At 72.1% G+C, this 20,939-nt stretch carries 19 protein-coding genes; 16 read left to right on the top strand and 3 right to left on the bottom strand.

All coding sequences use genetic code 11. The features are described 5' to 3' along the window. Positions 1-13 precede the first annotated feature (13 nt). The 9 genes from KNO15_RS11075 to KNO15_RS11035 all read left to right on the top strand — a co-directional run bounded on the left by KNO15_RS11075 (position 14) and on the right by KNO15_RS11035 (position 10,428). The gene (locus KNO15_RS11075; RefSeq protein ID WP_241703779.1) at positions 14-742 is read left to right on the top strand and encodes a Clp protease N-terminal domain-containing protein; all 729 of its coding nucleotides are present in this window, start codon (positions 14-16) and stop codon (positions 740-742) included. A gap of 81 nt (positions 743-823) precedes the next feature. After that, positions 824-3,625 (top strand): MMPL family transporter, encoded by a 2,802-nt coding sequence (locus tag KNO15_RS11070; RefSeq protein WP_241703778.1) that lies wholly within the window; start codon positions 824-826, stop codon positions 3,623-3,625. Then, the gene (locus KNO15_RS11065) at positions 3,622-5,532 is read left to right on the top strand and encodes a hypothetical protein (RefSeq protein WP_241703777.1); all 1,911 of its coding nucleotides are present in this window, start codon (positions 3,622-3,624) and stop codon (positions 5,530-5,532) included. Before KNO15_RS11070 ends, KNO15_RS11065 begins: the two co-directional genes overlap by 4 nt. 98 nt (positions 5,533-5,630) lie before the next feature. Beyond that, the gene (locus KNO15_RS11060; RefSeq protein WP_241703776.1) at positions 5,631-6,293 is read left to right on the top strand and encodes a TetR/AcrR family transcriptional regulator; all 663 of its coding nucleotides are present in this window, start codon (positions 5,631-5,633) and stop codon (positions 6,291-6,293) included. A 5-nt stretch (positions 6,294-6,298) separates the two neighbouring features. Continuing rightward, positions 6,299-7,015: a hypothetical protein gene (locus KNO15_RS11055; RefSeq protein ID WP_241703904.1), complete on the top strand. Its 717-nt coding sequence runs from the start codon at positions 6,299-6,301 to the stop codon at positions 7,013-7,015. Next, a complete protein-coding gene (locus KNO15_RS11050) occupies positions 7,012-8,865 on the top strand; it encodes a YhgE/Pip domain-containing protein (RefSeq protein ID WP_241703775.1) in 1,854 nt (617 codons plus the stop codon). Before KNO15_RS11055 ends, KNO15_RS11050 begins: the two co-directional genes overlap by 4 nt. A gap of 84 nt (positions 8,866-8,949) precedes the next feature. Continuing rightward, complete coding sequence (locus tag KNO15_RS11045; RefSeq protein WP_241703774.1) at positions 8,950-9,114, top strand: hypothetical protein; 165 nt, start codon at positions 8,950-8,952, stop codon at positions 9,112-9,114. Positions 9,115-9,172: 58 nt separating this feature from the next. After that, positions 9,173-10,015, top strand: coding sequence for a metallophosphoesterase family protein (locus KNO15_RS11040; protein WP_241703773.1), 843 nt, complete (start codon positions 9,173-9,175; stop codon positions 10,013-10,015). Next, complete coding sequence (locus KNO15_RS11035; RefSeq protein WP_241703772.1) at positions 10,012-10,428, top strand: DUF3052 family protein; 417 nt, start codon at positions 10,012-10,014, stop codon at positions 10,426-10,428. Before KNO15_RS11040 ends, KNO15_RS11035 begins: the two co-directional genes overlap by 4 nt. A 77-nt stretch (positions 10,429-10,505) precedes the next feature. Here the strand turns inward: KNO15_RS11035 and KNO15_RS11030 are convergent, their stop codons facing one another. Next, positions 10,506-11,111, bottom strand: a complete 606-nt coding sequence (locus KNO15_RS11030) for a TrmH family RNA methyltransferase (RefSeq protein ID WP_241703903.1) — start codon at positions 11,109-11,111, stop codon at positions 10,506-10,508. Between the two features lie 170 nt (positions 11,112-11,281). On the opposite strand from KNO15_RS11030, the gene KNO15_RS11025 reads away from it, so the two are divergent. The 3 genes from KNO15_RS11025 to KNO15_RS11015 all read left to right on the top strand — a co-directional run bounded on the left by KNO15_RS11025 (position 11,282) and on the right by KNO15_RS11015 (position 13,546). Then, on the top strand, positions 11,282-12,067 hold the full coding sequence (locus tag KNO15_RS11025) for a GH25 family lysozyme (RefSeq protein WP_241703771.1): 786 nt from the start codon (positions 11,282-11,284) through the stop codon (positions 12,065-12,067). A gap of 37 nt (positions 12,068-12,104) precedes the next feature. Beyond that, a complete protein-coding gene (locus KNO15_RS11020; protein WP_241703770.1) occupies positions 12,105-12,905 on the top strand; it encodes an HAD-IIA family hydrolase in 801 nt (266 codons plus the stop codon). A gap of 89 nt (positions 12,906-12,994) precedes the next feature. Further along, positions 12,995-13,546 (top strand): DUF4303 domain-containing protein, encoded by a 552-nt coding sequence (locus tag KNO15_RS11015; protein ID WP_241703769.1) that lies wholly within the window; start codon positions 12,995-12,997, stop codon positions 13,544-13,546. Positions 13,547-13,575: 29 nt separating this feature from the next. Here KNO15_RS11015 and KNO15_RS23345 read toward each other — a convergent pair whose 3' ends face one another. Together KNO15_RS23345 and pyrE are read right to left on the bottom strand one after the other, a co-directional pair. Next, positions 13,576-16,929, bottom strand: a complete 3,354-nt coding sequence (locus KNO15_RS23345; protein WP_241703768.1) for a septum formation family protein — start codon at positions 16,927-16,929, stop codon at positions 13,576-13,578. Continuing rightward, a complete protein-coding gene (pyrE, locus tag KNO15_RS11005) occupies positions 16,929-17,486 on the bottom strand; it encodes an orotate phosphoribosyltransferase (protein ID WP_241703767.1) in 558 nt (185 codons plus the stop codon). The genes KNO15_RS23345 and pyrE overlap by 1 nt, the downstream gene beginning before the upstream one ends. Positions 17,487-17,541: 55 nt before the next feature. On the opposite strand from pyrE, the gene KNO15_RS11000 reads away from it, so the two are divergent. The 4 genes from KNO15_RS11000 (at position 17,542) to KNO15_RS10985 (ending at position 20,867) form a co-directional block, all read left to right on the top strand. Then, the gene (locus KNO15_RS11000) at positions 17,542-18,387 is read left to right on the top strand and encodes an exodeoxyribonuclease III (RefSeq protein WP_241703766.1); all 846 of its coding nucleotides are present in this window, start codon (positions 17,542-17,544) and stop codon (positions 18,385-18,387) included. Beyond that, positions 18,384-18,764 (top strand): hypothetical protein, encoded by a 381-nt coding sequence (locus KNO15_RS10995; protein WP_241703765.1) that lies wholly within the window; start codon positions 18,384-18,386, stop codon positions 18,762-18,764. The genes KNO15_RS11000 and KNO15_RS10995 overlap by 4 nt, the downstream gene beginning before the upstream one ends. A 103-nt stretch (positions 18,765-18,867) precedes the next feature. After that, positions 18,868-19,716: an ABC transporter ATP-binding protein gene (locus KNO15_RS10990; protein WP_241703764.1), complete on the top strand. Its 849-nt coding sequence runs from the start codon at positions 18,868-18,870 to the stop codon at positions 19,714-19,716. A gap of 113 nt (positions 19,717-19,829) precedes the next feature. After that, the gene (locus tag KNO15_RS10985) at positions 19,830-20,867 is read left to right on the top strand and encodes an aliphatic sulfonate ABC transporter substrate-binding protein (RefSeq protein ID WP_241703763.1); all 1,038 of its coding nucleotides are present in this window, start codon (positions 19,830-19,832) and stop codon (positions 20,865-20,867) included. The last annotated feature ends 72 nt before the right edge of the window (positions 20,868-20,939 follow it).

The raw sequence follows: 20,939 nt of genomic DNA, 5'->3' as shown, positions 1-20,939 counted from the left end.
CTAGTCTTGACGCATGGACAACTCACCCGTCTCCTTCGACAGCCTGATCGCCTACGTCGAGCACCGCCACCCCGACGGTGATGCGCTCGCCCGCCTGAGCGACGCCGTGATCATCGGCTCTCAGCTCAGCGAGCAGGGCGACGCCCTCATCGGGCACTACGTCGACCAGGCCAGGCGGTCCGGCGCTTCGTGGAGCCAGATCGGGGCGAGCATGGGCGTGACCAAGCAGGCGGCGCAGCAGCGGTTCGTCGGAAAGGGCGTCTCGTTCGAGGTTCCGGGCGACCAGCTCTTCTCGCGGTTCACGCCGCGCGCAGGCGACGCGCTCCTCACGGCCGCGGCGAGCGCGCAGGGCGCCCCGGTGGCGGCCGAGCACATCGCCGTCGGGTCGATCGCCGACCCGGACGGCGTGGCCGGCCGCATCGCGGCGAACGCCGGCCTCGACGCCGTGAGGCTGGCCACAGCCCTGGAGGTCGGCCTCGCCAGGACCACCGGCTCGACCCCGGAGGCCCTGCGCGAGATCGACTTCGCCGAATCGGGCGGAGAAGTCCTCAAGGGGACCCTGCGCGCGGTGCTCGGTCTGGCCCACAACTACGTCGGAACGGAGCACCTCCTGCTCGGCACCCTCCTCAGTGGCACGACCGCAGCGACGAAGCTGGCCGACCTCGGGCTGGACGAGCAGGTCGTCCGGGCGGGTATCGACCAGGAGATCGCACGGATCACGGCGGAGCGCCGCGGATCCTGAGCGGGTCCCCGAGCGGATCCGCACCGCTCGACCCAAGACCGGCATTGTCGGGGAGCTGAGCAAAGCTCTACATTGGCCCCGATGTCGTCCCTCCTGTACATGCTGGGCCGTGCCGCCTACCGGGCGCGGAGATGGGTGCTCACCGGCTGGCTGGTGGCGCTCGTCCTCCTGCTGGCCGGTGCGGGGGCACTCAGCAACGGGACGGACAACACCTTCAGCATCCCCGGCACCGAGTCTCAGGAAGCGCAGGACGCCCTAGCCCGCACCTTCCCCGAGGTGAGCGGCACGTCCGCTCAGCTCGTCGCGGTCACGCCGAAGGGAACGGACGTGCACGATCCCGCGTTCCAGTCGGCGGTGGAGTCGTCGGCCGCCGCGATCGCGAAGATCCCCCAGGTCACCTCTGCCTCCTCCCCCTACAGCGGGCCGTCGACCGGTAACATCGCCGCGGACGGCTCGGCGGTGATCGTGCCCATCCAGCTCTCAGTCGCCCAGACGGCCGTGCTGCCCGCCACATCCGCCGCCCTGCAGAAGGCGGGACGCGACCTGGCGGCCGCCCTCCCGAAAGGGTCGGAGGTCGCCGTCGGCGGCCAGCTGTTCTCGCAGAGCGTCGCCGGGATCAGCGTCACGGAGCTGCTGGGCATCGTCGTCGCCTTCGCGGTGCTGATCGCGACCTTCGCGTCGGTCATCGCCGCCTCACTGCCCCTGATCACCGCCCTGCTCGGCGCCGGGCTGTCGTTGTCGCTCATCTTCGCCGCGACGCACTGGCTCACCATCGCCTCCACGACTCCGCTGCTGGCGCTGATGCTCGGGCTGGCCGTCGGGATCGACTACGCGCTGTTCATCATCTCCCGCCACCAGGAGCAGCTGAAACGCGGGATGGAGCCGGAGGAGTCCGCCGCGCGAGCGGTGGCGACCGCCGGGTCCGCCGTGGTCTTCGCGGCCGTCACGGTCATCATCGCGCTGGTCGGGCTCAGCGTCGCCGGGATCCCGTTCCTGACGACGATGGGTGTCGCCGCGGCGCTCGCGGTGACGCTCGCGGTGCTCATCTCGATGACGCTCACCCCCGCGCTGCTGGGCTTCGCGGGGATGCGCGTGGTGGCGAAGAAGTTCCGGAGAGCGACGCCGAAGGCGCCCGCAGAGCCGTCGAACGCCACCCCGGCGGCGGGCGGCGACGCGCAGGAGGCCGAGCCGCCCGACGGCAGCGCGGCACCACCCCCGCCGCCGCAGGCGAAGCGCACCCCCAAGCCCAAGCGCCCGCGTCGCGAGCATCCCGTGGCCACCACCTGGGTGCACGCCGTCACCCGCATCCCGATCCTCACCGTCGTGCTGGTGATCGCCTTGCTGGCGCTGGTCGCGCTGCCGGCGGCCTCCCTGCGGCTCGCGCTCCCGGACGCCGGGTCGCTCGACGAGCACGAGCCGGCACGCATCGCCTACGACCTCATCGCCGAGCACTTCGGCCCCGGCTACAACGGGCCGCTGATCGCCACCGGCTCGGTGATCGGCAGCACCGACCCCGTCGGGCTGATGAACGACCTCGCCGCCGAGCTGAAGACCGTGCCGGGCGTCGCCGCCGTGCCGCTGTCGACGCCGAACGAGCCGGGCGACACCGGGATCGCCCAGGTGGTCCCGACAGGCGCGCCCGACTCCCCCGAGACCCAGCAGCTCGTCGCGACGCTCCGCTCGATGCACGACCACTTCGAGCACGAGTACGGCATCGACCTCTCGATCACCGGCTACACGGCGGCCGGCATCGACATCTCCAGCCGGCTGGGAGGTGCGCTGCTGCCGTTCGCGCTGCTGGTCGTCGGGCTGTCGCTGGTGTTGCTGGCCATCGTCTTCCGGTCGATCGTGGTGCCGGTCACGGCCGCACTCGGCTACCTCCTCAGCATCGGCGCGGCCTTCGGCGTCACCAGCCTGGTCTTCATGAGCGGCTGGTTCGCCGGGCCGCTCGGCGTCGCGCACATCGGCTCGGTGATCAGCTTCATGCCGATCATCGTCATGGGTGTGCTGTTCGGCCTGGCCATGGATTACGAGGTGTTCCTCGCCAGCCGGATGCGCGAGGAGCACCTGCTGGGCGCCGACACGAAGGGCTCCGTGCACAAGGGCTTCGAGGGCTCGGCCAAAGTGGTCACCGCCGCCGCGATCATCATGTTCGCGGTGTTCGCCGCGTTCATCCCGGGTGGTGACGCGCAGATCCAGCCGATCGCGCTCGGCCTCGCGGTCGGTGTGGCGGTCGACGCGTTCGTGGTGCGGATGACGCTGATCCCGGCCGTGCTGGTGCTGTTCGGCAGGGCGACCTGGTGGATGCCGCGGTCGTGGGATCGTGCCCTCCCCGTGCTCGACATCGAGGGCGAGGGCGTGCAGGCGGAGCTCGACGCCGCAGACTGGCCGGAGCCGGGCGGCGACTACGCCATCGCCGCACACGGAGCACGCGCGGGAGGGTCGGGGGCCTTCGACGCGCTGGTGCCGCGCGGCGGCGCGGTCGTCCTGACCGGGCCGGGGCACACCGCGCTCGCGTCGGCGATCGCCGGGCGCGCGCCGCTGGAGGCCGGGCGGCTCAAGGTCGACGGCCTGCTGCTGCCCGTGCGGCGCTCGTCGGTGCGGTCACGCGCGGCGATCGCCCGGCTGGACCGCACGCGCGACGCGGTCGCGGCCGTGCGCGATGCGTCCTCCGACCGCCCGGTCGTCCTGGTGGTGGACGGCGCGGAGGCGGTGACCGGCGCCGAGCGGGCGGAGCTCGCCGATCAGCTCGCCCTCGTGACCGCGGGCGGAACGGCGCTCGTGCTCGCCGCGACCTCCCCCGAGTCCGTCGCCGACCTCCTCCCGGCCGGTGCCGCCTCCGCCCCATCCACCCCTCGCACGCGACGGGAGCCCATCCCATGACACTCCGAGACGACGACAGGGCACCCTTCGACGCCCGTGCCGGAACCGAGCGAACGCGAGCTCTCACCCTCGTCGGCCTCGCCCTCGCGCCGCTGCTCGTGGTCGGCGTGCTCGGCTGGGGCCTGTTCTCGCCCGCTCAGCACCTCGACCGGGTGACGGCGGCGGTGGTCAACGACGACACCCCCGTGACCGTGAACGGCAAGACCGTGCCGTTGGGGAGGCAGTTCGCCGGTTCCCTGATCGCCGGCGGATCGACGGTGTCCGCGTCCGGCAGTCCGACGGAGGCGCCGCCCAGCGAAGACCCGACCAACTTCGACTGGGTGCTCACCAACGACAAGGACGCGGCCGCCGGGCTCGCGAGCGGCCAGTACGCGGCGGTGCTCACCATCCCGTCGTCGTTCTCGGCCGACGCCACCTCGATCGGCGGCCCCGCGGCGAGCGCGAGGCAGGCGCTCGTGACGGTGCAGACCAGCCCGGCGGCCGCCCTCGTCGACCCGGCGCTCGCTGCGGCGGTGAGCCAGTCGGCGACGGCGGCGCTCGACCGGCAGCTGACCGCCCAGTACCTGCAGAACGTCTACGCCGGGTTCAACACGATCGACCAGCAGATCGGCTCTGCGGCGACGGGTGCGGCCTCCCTCTCGGCCGGGGCCTCGTCACTCGCGCAGGGCACGCAGTCCCTCGCGAGCGGGGCGGCGACCCTCGCCGGCGGGACGCAGTCGCTTGCTGCCGGCGCGCAGTCGCTCGCGTCGGGACTCGGCACGCTGAGCGACAAGACCCGACCCCTGCCCGGTCAGACCCAGCAGCTCGCACAGGGGGCGGGAGAACTCGCCGGCGCGGCAGACCAGGCCTCCGCCGGGGTCTCCTCGGCGACGGCCCAGTTCGCCCAGGTGGTGGCGCAGCTCTGTGCGACCGGCCCCGCGGTGCTGTGCTCGCGCGCGCAGACCGCACTCGGCACCCTGCAGAACGCGAGCAGCGGGCTCTCGACCTTCGCCACGGGATCGAACGCGGTCGCATCCGGCAACGCGGCCCTCGCGGCTGCGATGCCCGCGGTGGTCGACGGCATCGACGCGTCCGCATCCGGCGCCAATCAAGTGGCGGCCGGCGCCGGACAGACTGCGTCGGGGGCGGCGTCGCTCAGCGCGGGCGCAGCCTCAGCAGCCACGGGCGCCGCGCAGACCGCGGACGGCGCCGCCCAGCTGTCGTCGGGCCTCGCCCAAGCCGTGCAGTCCATTCCCACCTACAGCGACAGCGACATGACGACCCTCTCCGCTGTGGCCGCTCAGCCGGTGCGCGCCGTGCAGAAGGCACCACCCGTCGGCCTCGCCACGCTCCCGCTGTTCGCGGTGCTCGCGCTCTGGCTCGGCGGGATGGCGACAGCGCTCGCACGCCGCGCCGTGCCTTCGCGCCTGCTGCTGTCGACGGTCTCCTCGCCGCTCATCGCTTTGCGCTCGGCCGCGCTGGTCGCGCTGATCGGCGCGGGCCAGGGCCTCGTGGTCGCCGGCGCCGCGCAGTTCGGCCTCGGCCTCCGGCCGGACGTCTGGCTCGGCTTCGCACTCGCCGCGGCGTTCGTCGGTGCGGTCTTCGGGGTGCTCAACCAGGCGCTGGCCGCCGCGTTCGGCGGAGTCGGCCGGCTCGTCGCACTCCTGGTCGGCATCGTCGCCCTCACCGCGGGGATGTCGTCGACCGTGCCGGCGGCACTCTCGTCTCTCGCCGGCGCGCTGCCGACGGCTCCCGCGCTGGCGATGCTGCGCGCGGCCGCGGGTGGCGATGCGGCGACCGCCTTCGGCGCCGTCGGCCCGCTCCTGGTGTTCGCCGTCGCGGCGCTCGCCGTGACGCTCGCCGCGGTCGCGGCCCGGCGCAGCGTTCGGCTGCCGCGGGTCGCGCGCAGCGCTCCGACCCCCGGCTGACCCCGGCCGCTTGCGCCCTACCGCCCCTCGCCGCCCCCGAGGGGCACGGGAGGATGACTAAGTTGCACAATGGTGTGCAAGAAGAGTAGAGTGGCGGCATGTCCACCCCCTCCACGCGCGCTCCGCGCCGCGACGCGGCCGCGAACCGGGAGGCCATCCTCGTCGCCGCCGCTGCGGCCCTCAACGAGGACATCGACGCCTCCCTCGAGACCATCGCCGCCCGCGCGGGCCTCAGCCGCCGCGCCCTGTACGGCCACTTCGCCAACCGCGACGACCTCCTTGTCGACGTCTTCACCCGCGGCGCAGGCCGCCTCGCCGCCCTGCTCGACCCGGTGGCGCACCCCGACGCGCGCGTCGAGATCGCCCTGTTCGGCGCGACCCTGTGGGCGGAGGTCGAGCACATCCGCGTGAGCGCGGCCCTCGCCGTCCGCGGCCCGCACCGCGAGCTCGTCGGCACCGCACTCGACCCGGCTCGCGACCGCCTGCGCGGCACGGTGCAGCGCGGGATGGACGACGGCACGATCCGCACCGACCTCGACCGCGAGACCGCCACGCGGCTCATCGAGAACGCGGCCGTATCGGTGCTCGACGAGGCCACCCGGGCGGGGCTCTCCGACCGGGCGGGCCACCGGCTCGTCATCCTCGCCGCCCTCTCCGCCGCCGGCATGGGCTGGCGGGAGGCCGGCGAACTGCTCGACAGCACCCCCGAGCTCGCGTTCGAGGCCGTTCAAGCACAGCAGCGACAGGAGACCGGAGAGTGAAGATCATGCTCGACGCCATCGCCAAGGGCCCGCGTTTCGCGGCGCTCCCGGCGACCTCGGCGACCTTCCAGACCGGGCAGGCGACGCTCGTGCGCGCCGAGACCGAGCAGCGTCCGACGGTGCTCGGGCTGATCGCGTCCGGCCGGATGCGCCCCGACGCAGGCACGGTGACGATCGACGGCCGGCACGACTACAGCGACCTGCGCAAGCGCGTCGCCCTGATCGACGCCCCCGACGTGTGCGAGCCGGCCCCGGACGTGACGGTCGCCGGAATCGTGGCGGAAGAGCTCATGTTCGCCGGCCGCGCCTCCCACCCGATCGCCGTCAACAGGCGCCTGAGCGAGCTCGGCGCGTCCGAGTACGGCCGCTGGGCGATCGGAACCGTGCCGCCGACGGTGCGCATCCGCCTGCTCGCCGAGCTCGCGCTGATGCGCGCGGGCGTGGAGGGCCTGGTGATCGTGTCGCCCGACCGGCATGGGGGCGACCCCGTCGAGTGGTGGGAGTTCGCCCGCGAGCTCGCCGGGCGCGGCATCGCCGTGCTCGTGGTCGCCGGCGACGCCTCCGCCGCCGCGATCGCTGCGGCCTCCCTGGTCTCGAGGCTCGACGAGACGCAGACCGGCCCCCAGACATTCGACGAAGACCCGGGACGGGACGACACCGACGAGCGCTTCCTGTCAGAGCCCGGCGACCTGATCGTCACCGACCAGGTGGAGAACGCATGAAGATCCCGCAGATGATCGCGGCGGAGTTCCGCCGGCTGACCGCCAGCCCCATGTCCATCGTCGCGCTCATCGCGCTGATGTGCGTGCCCGTGCTCTACGGCGGCCTCTACCTCTGGGCCAACCAGAACCCGTACGCCAACCTCGACCGCATCCCGGCGGCGATCGTCGTCGACGACACCGGCACGACGATCGACGGCAAGAGCGTCAACTACGGCGACCAGGTGGCCGACCAGCTCATCGAGGACGGCTCGTTCCAGTGGCATCGCGTCGCGTCGGGCTCGGCCGCGAGCGGCGTCGACGACTCGAAGTACGACTTCAGCATCACCTTCCCCTCCGACTTCTCGTCGGCTCTCGCCTCGGCGTCCGGCGACAGCCCGCGCCGCGCGATCGTCACCCTGACGACCAACGACACGAACAGCTACCTGGCCTCCACGATCGGCACGCAGGCGGCGGAGAAGATCCGCACCTCGATCGTGAAGCAGGTCAACGAGGAGGCAGCCCAGCGCTTCCTGCTCGGGCTCGCCGACATCCGCTCGAGCCTCGTGAAGGCCGTGGACGGCGCCGATCAGCTGGTCGACGGCAGCGCGACCGCGCAGAGCGGCGCCTCCCAGCTGGCCGACGGCACCGCCCAGCTCGCGACCGGATCGCAGACACTCGCCGACAAGCTGAGCCAGCTGTCCGCCGGAGCCGCGCAGGTCAGCGACGGCGCCTCCCGGGTCGCGGCGGGCAACGACCAGCTCGCCGCAAAGGCCACACAGGCCGGCCAGGTCGCCGCGAAGCTGGCGGCTGACGCACCCGCGGTGGGTCAGGACCTCATCGCACGCCTCCAGGCGGCTCACGTCGACCCAACCGTCATCGAGCAGGTGCAGACCGCGCTCGGTGACATCGACGGCAAGGTCCAGTCGGGCAATACGCAGATCCAATCCGCCGTCGGCCAGGTGAACCAGCTGGCCTCCGGCGCCGACCAGGTCGCCTCCGGCGCGGCCCAGGTCGCGAGCGGATCGTCGCAGGCTCAGGCGGGCGCGTCTCAGCTCGCGACCGGCGCGGCCTCCGCCGCCGCCGGCTCCGCCCAGCTGCGCGACGGCCTGACCACCCTGCACGACGGCACGACCCAGCTGCGCGACGGGCTCGTGAAGGGGGTCTCGCAGATCCCCGACAACTCGCCGTCTCTGCAGAAGAAGCAGGCGTCGACCATCGCCGACCCGGTGAACCTGCACAACGACTCGATCACCTCCGCGGGAACCTACGGCGCCGGCCTCGCGCCGTTCTTCGTCGCCCTCGCCGGGTGGATCGGCATCTACGCGCTGTTCCTGATCGTCAAGCCGGTCTCCCGTCGGGCGATCACGGCGCTCCACTCGCCCGTGAAGATCACCCTGGCCGGATGGCTCACGCCCGGGCTGCTCGGCGCCGTACAGATGGTCGGCCTGTTCGCGATCGTCGCGGGTGCGCTCGGCTTCGCCATCCACAACCCGCTCGGCATGTTCGGGATGATGGCGCTCGCGTCCCTGACGTTCGCATCGATCATCCTCGCGCTGAACGTCTGGCTCGGAAGCGTCGGGCAGTTCCTCGGGCTCGTGCTGATGGTGTTGCAGCTGGTCACGGCCGGCGGCACCTTCCCCTGGCAGACGCTGCCCGGGCCGCTCGCCGCACTGCACCACGTGCTGCCGATGTCGTATGCCGTCGACGGAATACGGCAGCTCATGTACGGCGGCAACCCGGCCACGGCCTGGGCCGACGCGGGCGTGCTGGCACTGTGGATGCTGATCGCGCTGCTCGTCTCGGCGATCGGGGTCACCCGGATGACGCACTTCCGAACGCTGCGCGACCTCCGGCCATCGCTGATCGGCTGACACGCTCAACGGGCGGGCCTATCCCTCGCACCAGGCCGGTGACTAGGGTGTCGCACGACAGCACCCGACCCCGAGGAGGAACCCATGGCGGATCTCGAAGCACAGGCGGCGATCTCGCAGGCCAGGCAGGCGGCGAACGCGGCGAGCTACGACATCCAGAAGCTCGCAGAGGACTCGATCGAGCGGCAGGCCCTGCACAACCTGCTCACCGCGGTCGAAGCGCTCATCCAGGCGGTCGACGCCGAGTGACGGCCGACGCCCGACGCGACAGCGCGTGAGGGTCGGCGCTCGGCGCTAGGGTGGCGGCGTGACCGATCCTCTGCGCATCCTGCACCTCAGCGACACCCACCTGTACGGCGACGGTCGGCTGCACTACGGGCTGGTCGACACGCTGGCAGCCCTCGACCGGGTGCTCGTGCGCGCCGGCGAGCTGGAGGCCGTCGACCTGGTGGTGGCGTCCGGCGACCTCTCCGACGATGGCAGCGCCGCCTCGTACCGGCTGCTGAAGGAGCGGCTGGAGCCGTGGGCCGAGGAGCGCGGAGCGGCCGTCGCCTACGCGATGGGCAACCACGACCTCCCCGACGCGTTCGAGGAGGTGCTCGGTGCGCGAGAGACGGAGCTGGCGGTGGGCGGGTTCCGGGTCGTGACCGTCGACACGACCGTCGCCCGCGCGGGCTACGGCAGGCTGGACGGTGCGCGCCTCGAGCGGCTGCGTGACACACTGAGCACTCCGAGCGCGAACGGGACCGTCGTCGTCCTCCACCACCCGCCCGTCCGGCCCACGACCGGCCTCTTCGACACCCTGCGCCTCGTGGACCCGCAGCCGCTGATCGACGTGTGCTCGGCCTCCGATGTCCGGCTGATCCTCGCCGGGCACTACCACCACGCGCTGATCACCGAGGCCGGCCAGCCCGGCATCCCGGTCGTGGTGGCGCCCGCGGTCGCCAACACGACCGATGTGCTGTGGCCCGCGCCTCGGGAGCGCGCCGAGCGCGGAGCGGGGTTCGCGATGGTCCAGCTTCCTGTGGACGGCCCGGTACGGGCGCACGTGGTGCGCGCACCCGCCGCCGACGACGGCGAGACGGTCTACGACCTCGACGCCGAGGCGATCGCGCGCATCGCAGCCGACTCGGGGTGGAGCGGCGCATGACCGGCACTGCGGGCTATTCGGGCACGCCGCTCTGGAAGAAGCTGGGCCTGAAGCCAGGGATGCACGCGCAGCTGCTGCACGCCGATCCGGGCTGGTCGGTTCCCGTGGAGGACGGCCCCGGCGACATCGACTGGCTTCCGCCGACGTCGACGGAGCCGGCGGGGATGATCGTTGCGTTCTACCGGGAAGCCGCGGCGTACCTCGACGAGCTCGACGAGCTGGCGCGGCGAATCCACCCGGCCGGGATGATCTGGGCCGCCTGGCCGCGCAAGGCCGCAGGGCACGTCAGCGACCTCGACGAGAACGTCATCCGCGACACCGCGCTCGCGCGCGGCCTCGTCGACGTCAAGGTCGCCGCCCTCTCCCACGACTGGTCGGCCCTCAAGCTCGTCGTCCGTCGCACGAACCGCTGACCGTCATCCACCGTCGCTTCCTCACTTTCTCCCGCAACACGCCGGGCGAGAGCGAGAGAAAGTGAGGAACGGATGGCTTAAGAGAAGGGGACGTGCTGAAGGATCCACGCGTGCATGGCGACGGCGGCCGCAGCGGAGGCGTTGATGGAGCGGGTGGAGCCGAACTGGGAGATCTCCACCACGACGTCCGCGGCCTCGAGGGCGGCGGGGGACAGGCCAGGGCCCTCCTGCCCGAACAGCAGCACGCACTCCCTCGGCAGCGCGTAGGTCTCGATGAGGACCGACCCCGGCACGTTGTCGACCGCGACGATCGGGAGGCCGGCACCGCGCGCCCAGGCCACGAACGCCTGCACGTCGTCGTGGTGCAGCACATGCTGATAGCGGTCGGTCACCATCGCGCCGCGCTTGTTCCAGCGCCGTCGGCCGATGATGTGCACGGTGTCGGCCGCGAACGCGTTCGCGCTGCGCACGATCGAGCCGATGTTCATGTCGTGCTGCCAGTTCTCGATGGCCACGTGGAACGGATGCCGGTGCTCGTCCAGATCGGCGACCACGGCCTCCATGCGCCAGTAGCGGTAGCGGTCGATCACGTTCCGGGTGTCGCCGTGCCGCAAAAGCTCGGGGTCGTAGCGGGGGTCGTCCGGCCAGACGCCCGGCCACGGGCCGACGCCGTGCGTGCTCAGCTCGGCCGACGGCGGGAGGTCGTGCGGGGTCGGCTCCTGCGGGGTCGGCTCCTGCGGGGTCGGCTCCTGCGGGGTCGGCTCCTGCGGGGTCTCTGGCGTCACGGATCCAGCGTAGCGAGCAGCGCGTGTCCGCACCGTGGGTTCACAGCACCTGCTGCCAGGGTGGGCGGGTGACGGAGACGACGACAGGGGTGGGCGGGCGGACGCGCTCGCGGCGCGGAACGTACATCGCGGTCGGGATCGTCGCCGGAGTCGTCGCCGTGGCGGTCGCGGCCGGGCTCATCCTCTCTGGCGTCCTCTGGCCGAACCGCGTCTTCGCCGCCGCGCTGCCGGTGCGCGGCGTCGACGTGTCCAGCTATCAGGGCCGGATCGACTGGCCGGTGCTCTCCCGGCAGGGCGTCGACTTCGCCATCATCAAGGCCACCGAGGGCTCGGGCGACGAAGACGAACGGTTCGAGGCGAACTGGAGGGACGCCCGGGCCAGCGGGCTGATCGTCGGGGCCTACCACTTCCTCAGCTTCGACAGCAGCGCCGAGCGTCAGGCGCAGAACATCTTCCGCACCGTCCCCGCCGACGCGGGCACCCTCCCGGTGACGGTCGACGTCGAGCTCTACGGCGACTACCTCTCCGCTCCCCCGTCACGCGAACGCGTGCAGGCCGTCCTCGACCCGCTCCTCGACCAGCTCGAGAAGCACTACGGACGACCCGCGATCCTCTACGCGACCGGCACGGCCTACGACCGCTACCTGAGGGGCGCGTACCGCGACAATCCGATCTGGTACCGCTCCGTCGTGCTGCCGCCGATGATCCCCGACGGCCGGCGCTGGACCTTCTGGCAGTACTCCGATCGCGAGCGCCTCGCGGGCTACGACGGCGACGAGAGCTTCATCGACATGGACGCATTCGGGGGATCCCGTCAGGCTCTGGAAACCCTGCTGCAACCGACCGGGCAATAAGCTGGAGGCGTCCCATCACCTTCGAAAGGGGTCCTGCGTGGCGCGACGCGACGAGATCGAGTGCTGGCTGACCGACATGGACGGTGTGCTCGTCCACGAGAACGCGGCCCTGCCCGGCGCCCCCGAGCTGATCCAGCAGTGGCGCGACCAGGGCACGCCGTTCCTCGTGCTCACCAACAACTCGATCTACACACCGCGTGACCTCGCCGCGCGGCTCCGCGCCTCGGGGCTCGACGTGCCGGAGGAGTCGATCTGGACCTCCGCGCTGGCCACCGCCGACTTCCTCAAGTCGCAGGCGCCCGGGGGCAGCGCCTATGTGATCGGGGAGGCCGGGCTGACGACCGCTCTGCACGAAGCCGGCTTCATCATGACCGACACGAACCCCGACTACGTGGTCGTCGGAGAGACGCGCAGCTACTCCTTCGACGCGATCACCAAGGCGATCCGCCTGATCGGCGCGGGAGCCCGCTTCATCTCGACCAACCCCGACGCCACCGGGCCGAGCGCAGAGGGTCCACTGCCCGCGACCGGCGCGGTGACCGCCATGATCACCAAGGCGACAGGCGGCATGGAGCCGTACGTGGTCGGCAAGCCGAACCCGATGATGTTCCGCTCAGCGCTCAACCGCATCGGCGCGCATTCCGAGAACACAGCGATGATCGGCGACCGCATGGACACCGACGTCGTCGCCGGGATCGAGGCCGGTCTGCACACCATCCTGGTGCTCACCGGCATCAGCGACCAGGCAGAGATCGACCGCTACCCGTTCCGCCCCGACGAGATCCTCTCCGGCGTGCACGAGCTCGTCACCACGGGTCCGGTCGAGTCGGACCTCTGACCCGGGACGACCGGCCTCCACGGGCCGCGGTCCCGTCGTGCCCCGATCGCAACCGCGTCGGGTCGCCCCCACCAGAAAGAAGCACCACCATGGGCGTCCCCACTTCCGCAACCTACGACCTCGTGCGCGTCGCCGTCCGGGAGGCGGCACGGTCCGCCTGGGACGACCTCCGTTCCGCCCATCCGTCCGAGTCCTTCTACTATTTCGGTCTCGCGACCACTGCCCAGTCGCACCGGCCCGCTCCGACCGCCGCGTCGTACGACGGGCTCGCCCGCACAGTCGCCGGCTACCGGCAGCAGGGCGTCGAACTGCTGCCCGACGAGCTGCGCTGGTCGGAGCTGGAGTCTCCGTTCGCGTTCTTCGGTGACACGCATTTCCGCGAGGTGGAACGGCTCTTCGACGACCTGGGCGACCCGTTCGAGCGCTCGGCCGCGGTCAACGGCCGGCTGCGGGAGGCGATGGTCGCCGCCCTGGCCGACCTCGACGCCGACGGTGTGTTCGGCGTCGGCACCCAGCGCGATGCCGTCGTCGTCAACGTGACGGTTCCGGGCGACGGCGACGCCGCGCTCGAGCTCGCCACCGCCCGGCGGCTCAACCCGCCCGCCGCTCTCGACCGCTACGAGGACGATCGGGCGCTCTGACCGGGGCACCCCGCCGGAGGCGCGGACGATCAGCCGGTCGGTCCCTGGCCCTGCACGGAGGTGCTGAGCGGCTGACCGCTGGACCTGCTGGCGAAGCAATAGTACGAGCGCTGGCCGCTCTTCCACTGCTCCTCGGTCGCGGGGAACGTGCCCTGCACCTGCAGATCGGGATACGCTGCGGCGGCGTTCAAGTCGATCACGCCGCCAGCGGTGCACAGGGTGTTGATCTGTTGCGCGAGCGCGTCCGCGCCCGGGTAGGGGGCGGCGGGATCGGCGGAGAGCAGGTTCGTGTAGACCATCTGGGCGGTGTGGTCGGCCGTGCAGTCGACGACCGTGAAGGTCTCGGCCCACGGTGACGTGTACGGCTGGATGCACTCTCCACCGCCGAGGGCGTCCCAGGGGTGCTGGCCCGGACCGACGGCCGCCGCCGGCTTCGGGATCACCGTCGGTGTCGGTGTCGGTGTCGGCGTCGGGCTGGCGGACGGCGTCTTGGAGGCCGCGACCGGGTGCGACGGGGCCGACGCCCCGAACAGCGACGGGATGAGCGTGCCGAGTGCGAACAGACCCACGAGCACGAGCAGCACGGCCAGCACGCCGGCGATGAGGTAGACCCGACGGGTGAGCCGCGGGTCGCGCGGGTCGCGCGGGCCGCGCGGCGAATCCCGCGGGGTGACGGGCGGAGTCGCGGGAGGGGTCGCGGCCGGCGAGGTCGGCGGCGCTGCAGGTGGGGTGGAGGCGGCGGGGCCGGCGGCTGCCTGGGCTGCGGTCGCTTCGGGGCCGGCTGCAGGGCTCGACGTGGGGGCTCCTGCGGGGTCCGGCGCGGTCGGGGCGAGCGGCTCGCGCGCCGCGGCGGCCGCGTCGAAAGCGACCGTCGGCGGCGCCGTCGTGTCGAAGTCGTACGCCCCGACGCCAGCATCCGGTCCGGCGCCCAGTTGCGGCCCCTCCATCGCGGCAGTGGGCTCCAGAAGGGTGATGTCCCCGGCGGCCCGGTCGGCGTCGGGGCTCGCCTGAGCGTCGCCGGCGAGCCCCGGGAACAGGATGGCGTCGATTCCGGTGGCCTCACCCTGCGGGGTGTCCACCGATTCTGCGGGGGTGGGGAGGGGTGAGGAGGCGGCCTCGGGTTCCACAGCGGAATGTGACCCGTCGTCGACCTGGGCGTGGTCGCCGCGGCTCAGGTCGGGAACGTCGTCTGCGACCTCGGTGCCGTCGGCGCGCGCGAAGTCGCCGAAGAGAGCCGCGATGCCGTCCGGCTCGTCGGTATCGTCCAGGTCGTCGGTATCGGTCAGGTCGCCGGTTTCGGTCAGGTCGCCGGGGGCCGTCAGGTCGGTGGCCTCCGATCCGCCTGCCGGCTCGGCGTCGTCCGGATGCCCGCTCGGCTCGGCCGAGGCGGGAGCGGCGGGAAGCCCCTCGACGGGGATCGCCGCGGTCGGCAGGTCGGCCGACGCCGCGGCGAGCGCTTCGGCGTCGATGGGACTCGTGGCCGGCGACGGCGGCGCACCGAGGAGGGCCTCGGTCTGCGCGGCCTCGCCGAACGGCACCGCCGCGGGTGGAACGACCGGCTCAGGCGAGGCCGGCTCGATCGGCGGTGGCGGGACGATCACCTCCGCCGAGGCCGGATCGCTTTCGGCCCGCAAGGCCTCGCGACGCGTCACCGGGACCGGATTCGCGTCGGGACCCGGAGCGGGGGGAGCCGAAGCCGGGGGAGCCACCGCACCCTCGGTCGGCGAGGTCGTGGACTGTGCGAGGGGCGTGCTCGGAGGCGCGGGGCTCGAGATCGGTACGTCGGCAGGGACCGCGCCGGGGGTGTTCGCGCCGGAGTCCGCCGCGCCGACACCCGCCGCACCGGAGCCCGTAGCGCCGGGGTCTTCGGTGCCGGCACCCGGGGTCACCGCGTCGCTGGTCGTCGCGTCGGGGGTCGCCACCTCGGGGAACGCACCAGGAGCCGCAGCCGACGGGTTCGCGGGCGGCGGGGTGTGGGTGGGCGGGGTGTAAGTGGGCGGAAGGGGGATGATCCCCGTCGTGTCACCGAGCAGGGGGCGCGATGCGGGGCGCTCCTCCTGGTACGCGCCGAGCAGGGCGGCCAGTCCGTGACCGTGCAGAGGCGCTGTGTCGTTCGTCGTCGGCTTCGGCTCGTCGTCCCGTTCGTGGACGTTCGGGCGATGGTCCACGCGCCCTTCGTCAGCGGGCGTGGAGCTGTCGCTCGTTTCGTCGCTTCCCACCGACGCCTCAGCGGGCACCGAGGGCGCCTCGCCCCACTCGGGCGGACGCGGCATCCGCAGCGCGGCCACGAAGCTGGGCGGCTCGAAACGCGGCGTCGGCGCAGTGGGCTCGGCGCGCGACGGCTCCGCGGGAGACGCGGAAGCCGCAGGAGATTCCACCGACGGCGCAGGCGGCGACGGCGTGGCCGGCGTCGGCGCAGGCGGCGACGGCGCGACAGGCGTCTGGGCGACAGGTGCCTCGGGCTGGGTCGCAGGCGCAGGCGCGGCGGCCTCCGGCGCGCGCCGGGTCTGCGGTTCGACGAAGTTCGTGCGACGTACCGGCGAAATCACGACGTCGGTCTCGCCCTCGGCCTCCGCCTCCGCCTCCGAAACCTCCCCCTCCGACGCACCGGCACCCGCCAGCGCGGCGCTCGCGGCCTCCGGAGCCTCGGCACCCACCGGGGTAGACGGGGTCGCCGGGGCCGACGGACCCGGATCGACGCTCTGCGTCGATACGACCGCGTCGTCGCGTTCCCCGCTCTGGCGGGACGTCAGGTTCCAGACGAAGCCCTGCGGCGCCGCGGCGATCTGGGTGGTGTCGTCGCCCTCGTCGGCTGCGTCGTCCGACGTCGAGGGAGGCGCCTCCCGGAGCAGCTCGGCGAAATCGAGGGGGGCGGCCCGCTCAGCGGCGGCACCCCCGTCCTCCGCCGGCGTCGTGGGCTCCCGAAGCAGGTCGTCGAACGCTCCGAAGGCCGCCGAATCCTCGGCCGGTGTCGAACCCGCCGGCGGCTGCCCGCGCAACGGATCCCCGGAGCCGGTCGATGCCGACGACCCCGGAATCCCGGGCGCGACCACGCCGTCACCCGCGAGCTCGTTGTGACCCACGACCGCGCTACCACCCGCGACGTCACCATCACCCGCGACCTCGCTGTCACCCGCGATCTCACCATGACCCGCGACCGCGTCGGCCACACCGCCGAGGGCAACGTCGCCCTCGTCGCGCGACCCGTCCGACGGGGCGCCCGGCGTCTCGTCCGCGCGCTCCACGCGCCGGCCGCCGGTCAGCTGAGCGAGCAGCCACTCCGAGCTGCCGAACTCGGGCTCGGTGGAGTCGACGTGCTGCTGCGGGTCGCGCTCCGGCTGGTCCGGTTCGCCTCCCGTGCCGCGGTCGCGGTGTTCCGCCACTACTCCAACCCCAGATCCTCGAGGCCGATGGCGGCGAAGTAGGGGTAGCCGGCGGACTCGATGACCTCGCGCGCGCCCGTGTTGCGGTCGACGACGACCGCGACGCCCGCGATCTCCGCTCCGACCTTCTTCAGCGCCTCGATCGCCTTGAGCGGCGAACCGCCGGTGGTGGAGGTGTCTTCGAGCACGATCACGCGCTTACCCTCGAGGTCGGGCCCCTCGACCTGCTTGCCGCGGCCGTGGTCCTTCGGCTCCTTGCGGACCACGAACGCGTCGTAGGCGAGGCCCCGCGCGGCGCCCTGGTGCAGGACCGCAGCCGCAACGGGGTCTGCGCCCATCGTCATGCCGCCGACGGCGACGACGTCGGGGACGTCGGCGATCAGGTCGAGCATCACCTGACCGATCAGCGGAGCCACCCGGTGGTCGAGGCTGACCTTGCGCAGGTCGACGTAATAGCTGGCCTTCTTGCCGCTGGTCAGCGTGAAGTCGCCGTGGAAGACGGCCTCGGCGGAGATGAAGTCGATGAGCTGCTGTCGTGCGTCGGTCACGTCTGACATTCTACGGGCACCGTGCCCTCGGCAGCGGGTCGGTGGCGGCCGATACGATCGGGGCATGCGCGTCGCCACCTGGAATGTGAACTCCATCCGCACCCGAGTCGCCCGAGTCGTGGACTGGATGGTCCGGGAGGACGTGGATGTGCTGGCCATGCAGGAGATCAAGTGCAAGCCGGAGCAGTTCCCCTACGAGGCGTTCGAGGCAGCGGGCTACGAGGTCGTGCTGCACGGCCTGAACCAGTGGAACGGCGTGGCCATCGCGGCCCGGCTCCCCCTCGAGGACGTCGAGATCGGCTTCCCCGACATGCCCGGCTTCCTCAAAGACCACGATGGGCCCGACCTGCCGAAGGAGGCGCGCGCGATCGGCGCCACCGTCGACGGAGTCCGGCTGTGGAGCCTGTACGTGCCGAACGGCCGAGCGCTCGACGACCCGCACTACGTCTACAAGCTCGACTGGCTCGCCGCCCTCGCCGCCGACACCCAGCGCTGGCTGAGCGAGAACCCCGACCGGCCGCTCGCGCTGATGGGCGACTGGAATGTCGCCCCGCTCGACTCCGACGTGGGAGACCCGAGTCTCGTCCCCGGCGCGTCCACCCACATCTCGCCTCCGGAGCGCACCGCGTTCGCCGCGTTCGAGAAAGTGGGGCTGACCGATGTCGTGCGCCCGATCGTCCCCGACGGCTACACCTACTGGGACTACAAGCAGCTGCGGTTCCCGCGCAACGAGGGGCTGCGGATCGACTTCATCCTCGGCTCCGCGGCGTTCGCCGACCGGGTCACCGACGCCAGCATCCACCGCAACGAGCGCAAGGGCGATGCGCCCAGCGACCACGTCCCGGTGCTCGTGGAGCTCTCAGAGGCGAGCGGGAGCGAAGACGACGACGACCGCCCGATGATCTGGTGACCGACAACGTGAATCGCCCCGCCCGAGCCGCCCGGGCGCCGATCGTCTGGGACATCGTGACGTCGTCCGTCCTCCTGGCGGTCGGCGTGGTGATCGCCGGCGCACTCACCGTCTTCGCCTTCTTCCTCGTGTTCGCGAGCGACTCGTGCGGCAGCGGCGGCACCGTGTGCGACACCGGGCGGATGGGTGCCGGCTTCCTCGTCGCGCTTCTGGGGCCGGCGATCGTCACCCTGGCGGCGATCGTCGTCGCGATCGTCCTGATGGTGCTGCGGCGGGTGAGCTTCTGGATTCCGATCGCCGGCATCGTGCTGACCGTGCTGGTGTGGCTCGCCGGCGCCGGCCTGGTGGTCTCCGGGGTGCCGGGCGCCACGTTCTGATACCGGCCACTAGCGCCGGATCGCCGCACGCCGACACTTTCGTTACGCGGTGTTGCGCACGGGCAGCACCCGCTGGCCCGCTGTCGATACGGTCGAAGTCACCATGGTCTCCTCCCCGTCCGCGTACCCCGTCGAGTTCGCCGGGATCGGTCGCGCCTTCGCCACCGCGAAACGGAAGGGCGCAGCACCGGAGTCGCGGACCGTGCTCCGCGATGTCTCGCTCACCGTCGATGCGGGGGAGGTCGTCGCGATCCTCGGCGCGAGCGGTTGCGGCAAGTCGACCCTGCTGCGCATCGCGGGCGGCCTCGACGCGCCGACCGCCGGCGCGGCCCTGATCGACGGCACCCCGGTCGCGGGCATCGACGCCCGGTGCGCCGTCGGGTTCCAGGAGCCGCGGCTGCTGCCGTGGCGATCGCTCGCGGACAATGTCGCGCTCGGGCTTCCGCGTGGACTGGATCGCGGCGAGGGCGCCCAGCGAGTCGCACGACTGCTCGACCTCGTCGGTCTCGGAGCCTCTGCGACCCTGCGGCCGCGGGAGGTCTCCGGGGGAATGGCCCAGCGGGCGTCTCTGGCTCGCGCGCTGGCCCGCAACCCCGGTGTGCTGCTGCTGGACGAGCCGTTCGGTGCCCTCGACGCGCTGACGCGCCTGCGGATGCAGGATCTGCTGCTCGACATCCACGCCGCCGCCCCGACGACCATCCTCCTCGTGACGCACGACGTCGACGAGGCGCTCCAACTCGCCGACCGCATCATCCTGCTGGGCGGAGAGGACGGACGGGACGGCGCGACGATCCGTCGCGTCGTCACCGTGCCCGGCACGCGCCCGCGGGACCGAGGCTCGGCCGCGCTGGCCGAGCTGCGCGCCGAACTGCTCGACGGCCTCGGCATCGACCGCCACGGCCGGGCGCTCGAGGATCTGCATTCCTCCACCATTCCTGTCTTCCCCTACTGATCCACAGATCCACCGGATCGCGCCCGTTGCGGCGGCGGATCCGCGAGGCTCGAAACACAGCACCCCCGAGCCGAACACCCCAGACATCACCAGAACCGAGAGGCACTCCGACCATGCACCGCAGACCCACGATCGTCACCGCCGTTGCCGCGCTCGCTGCCTCCGCCGCCCTGCTGCTCTCCGGGTGCGTCGCCGGTGAAGGCTCTGCATCGGGCTCGACGAACACAGCCGGCGTCACCGAGGGCGGCACGCTCAACATCGACTTCGCCACCTACAACCCGCTCAGCCTGGTCATCAAGAAGGAGGGCTGGCTCGAGAAGGCGCTCAAGAAGCAGAACATCACCGTCAACTGGGTGCAGTCGGCGGGCTCGAACAAGGCCAACGAAGCACTTCGCTCCGGCGCGATCGACGTCGGATCGACGGCCGGCTCTGCCGCCCTGCTGGCCCGCTCCAACGGCTCGGACATCAAGACCATCGACATCTTCTCGCAGCCGGAGTGGTCCGCGATCGTGGTCGGCCCGAACTCCGACATCACGTCGGTCGCCCAGCTGAAGGGCAAGCAGGTCGCGGCCACCAAGGGCACCGACCCCTACTTCTTCCTGCTGCAGGCACTGGAGGCCAACGGCCTGTCGGCGAACGACGTCACGATCCAGAACCTCCAGCACGCCGACGGCTGGGCGGCCCTCCAGGGCGGCTCGGTGGAGGCCTGGAGCGGCCTCGACCCGATCATGGCGAACGCCGAGAAGTCCGGGGCCAAGCTGATCTACCGCAACGTCGGCTTCAACACCTACGGCTTCCTCAACGCGACCGAATCGTTCCTCTCGTCGAAGCCCGATGTCGCGCAGACGGTCGTGAACACCTACGAGTACGCACGCGCCCGGGCGTTGAAGCACCAGGACGAGACCGCGAAGATCCTCGCCGAGGTCGCCGGGATCGACCCCGCGGTGGCGACCACGGTCATCACTCAGCGCACCAACCTCGACGTGTCGAACATCCCCGGCGCCGCCCAGCTGAAGGTGTTGAAGAAGGTCGGTCCGATCTTCGTGCAGTCGGGCGACGTGCGCTCCCAGAAGGACATCGACGCGGCGCTCGACACACTCCTCGACCCGGCCTTCGCCAAGAAGGCCGACCCGAGCGCGATCGGCGGCTGATCGCGCTTGTCGTACCAGAACGCTCCAGACAGCGACGGGCCGTTGATCGTCGTCGGCGGCCCGGGCGAGGGT

It is taken from the genome of Leifsonia shinshuensis (assembly GCF_022606355.1).
GTDB classification, from domain to species: Bacteria; Actinomycetota; Actinomycetes; order Actinomycetales; family Microbacteriaceae; genus Leifsonia; species Leifsonia shinshuensis_B.
This window is presented reverse-complemented; position numbering and strand designations above follow the sequence as displayed.

Coding starts and splice junctions, on each gene's coding strand:
- KNO15_RS11035 (WP_241703772.1), top strand. CDS start 10,012: ATGACCGGCACTGCGGGCTATTCGGGCACGCCGCTCTGGAAGAAGCTG.
- KNO15_RS11000 (WP_241703766.1), top strand. CDS start 17,542: ATGCGCGTCGCCACCTGGAATGTGAACTCCATCCGCACCCGAGTCGCC.
- pyrE (WP_241703767.1), bottom strand. CDS start 17,486: ATGTCAGACGTGACCGACGCACGACAGCAGCTCATCGACTTCATCTCC.
- KNO15_RS11050 (WP_241703775.1), top strand. CDS start 7,012: ATGAAGATCCCGCAGATGATCGCGGCGGAGTTCCGCCGGCTGACCGCC.
- KNO15_RS11060 (WP_241703776.1), top strand. CDS start 5,631: ATGTCCACCCCCTCCACGCGCGCTCCGCGCCGCGACGCGGCCGCGAAC.
- KNO15_RS11065 (WP_241703777.1), top strand. CDS start 3,622: ATGACACTCCGAGACGACGACAGGGCACCCTTCGACGCCCGTGCCGGA.
- KNO15_RS11070 (WP_241703778.1), top strand. CDS start 824: ATGTCGTCCCTCCTGTACATGCTGGGCCGTGCCGCCTACCGGGCGCGG.
- KNO15_RS11015 (WP_241703769.1), top strand. CDS start 12,995: ATGGGCGTCCCCACTTCCGCAACCTACGACCTCGTGCGCGTCGCCGTC.
- KNO15_RS10985 (WP_241703763.1), top strand. CDS start 19,830: ATGCACCGCAGACCCACGATCGTCACCGCCGTTGCCGCGCTCGCTGCC.
- KNO15_RS11045 (WP_241703774.1), top strand. CDS start 8,950: ATGGCGGATCTCGAAGCACAGGCGGCGATCTCGCAGGCCAGGCAGGCG.
- KNO15_RS11075 (WP_241703779.1), top strand. CDS start 14: ATGGACAACTCACCCGTCTCCTTCGACAGCCTGATCGCCTACGTCGAG.
- KNO15_RS11055 (WP_241703904.1), top strand. CDS start 6,299: ATGCTCGACGCCATCGCCAAGGGCCCGCGTTTCGCGGCGCTCCCGGCG.
- KNO15_RS10990 (WP_241703764.1), top strand. CDS start 18,868: ATGGTCTCCTCCCCGTCCGCGTACCCCGTCGAGTTCGCCGGGATCGGT.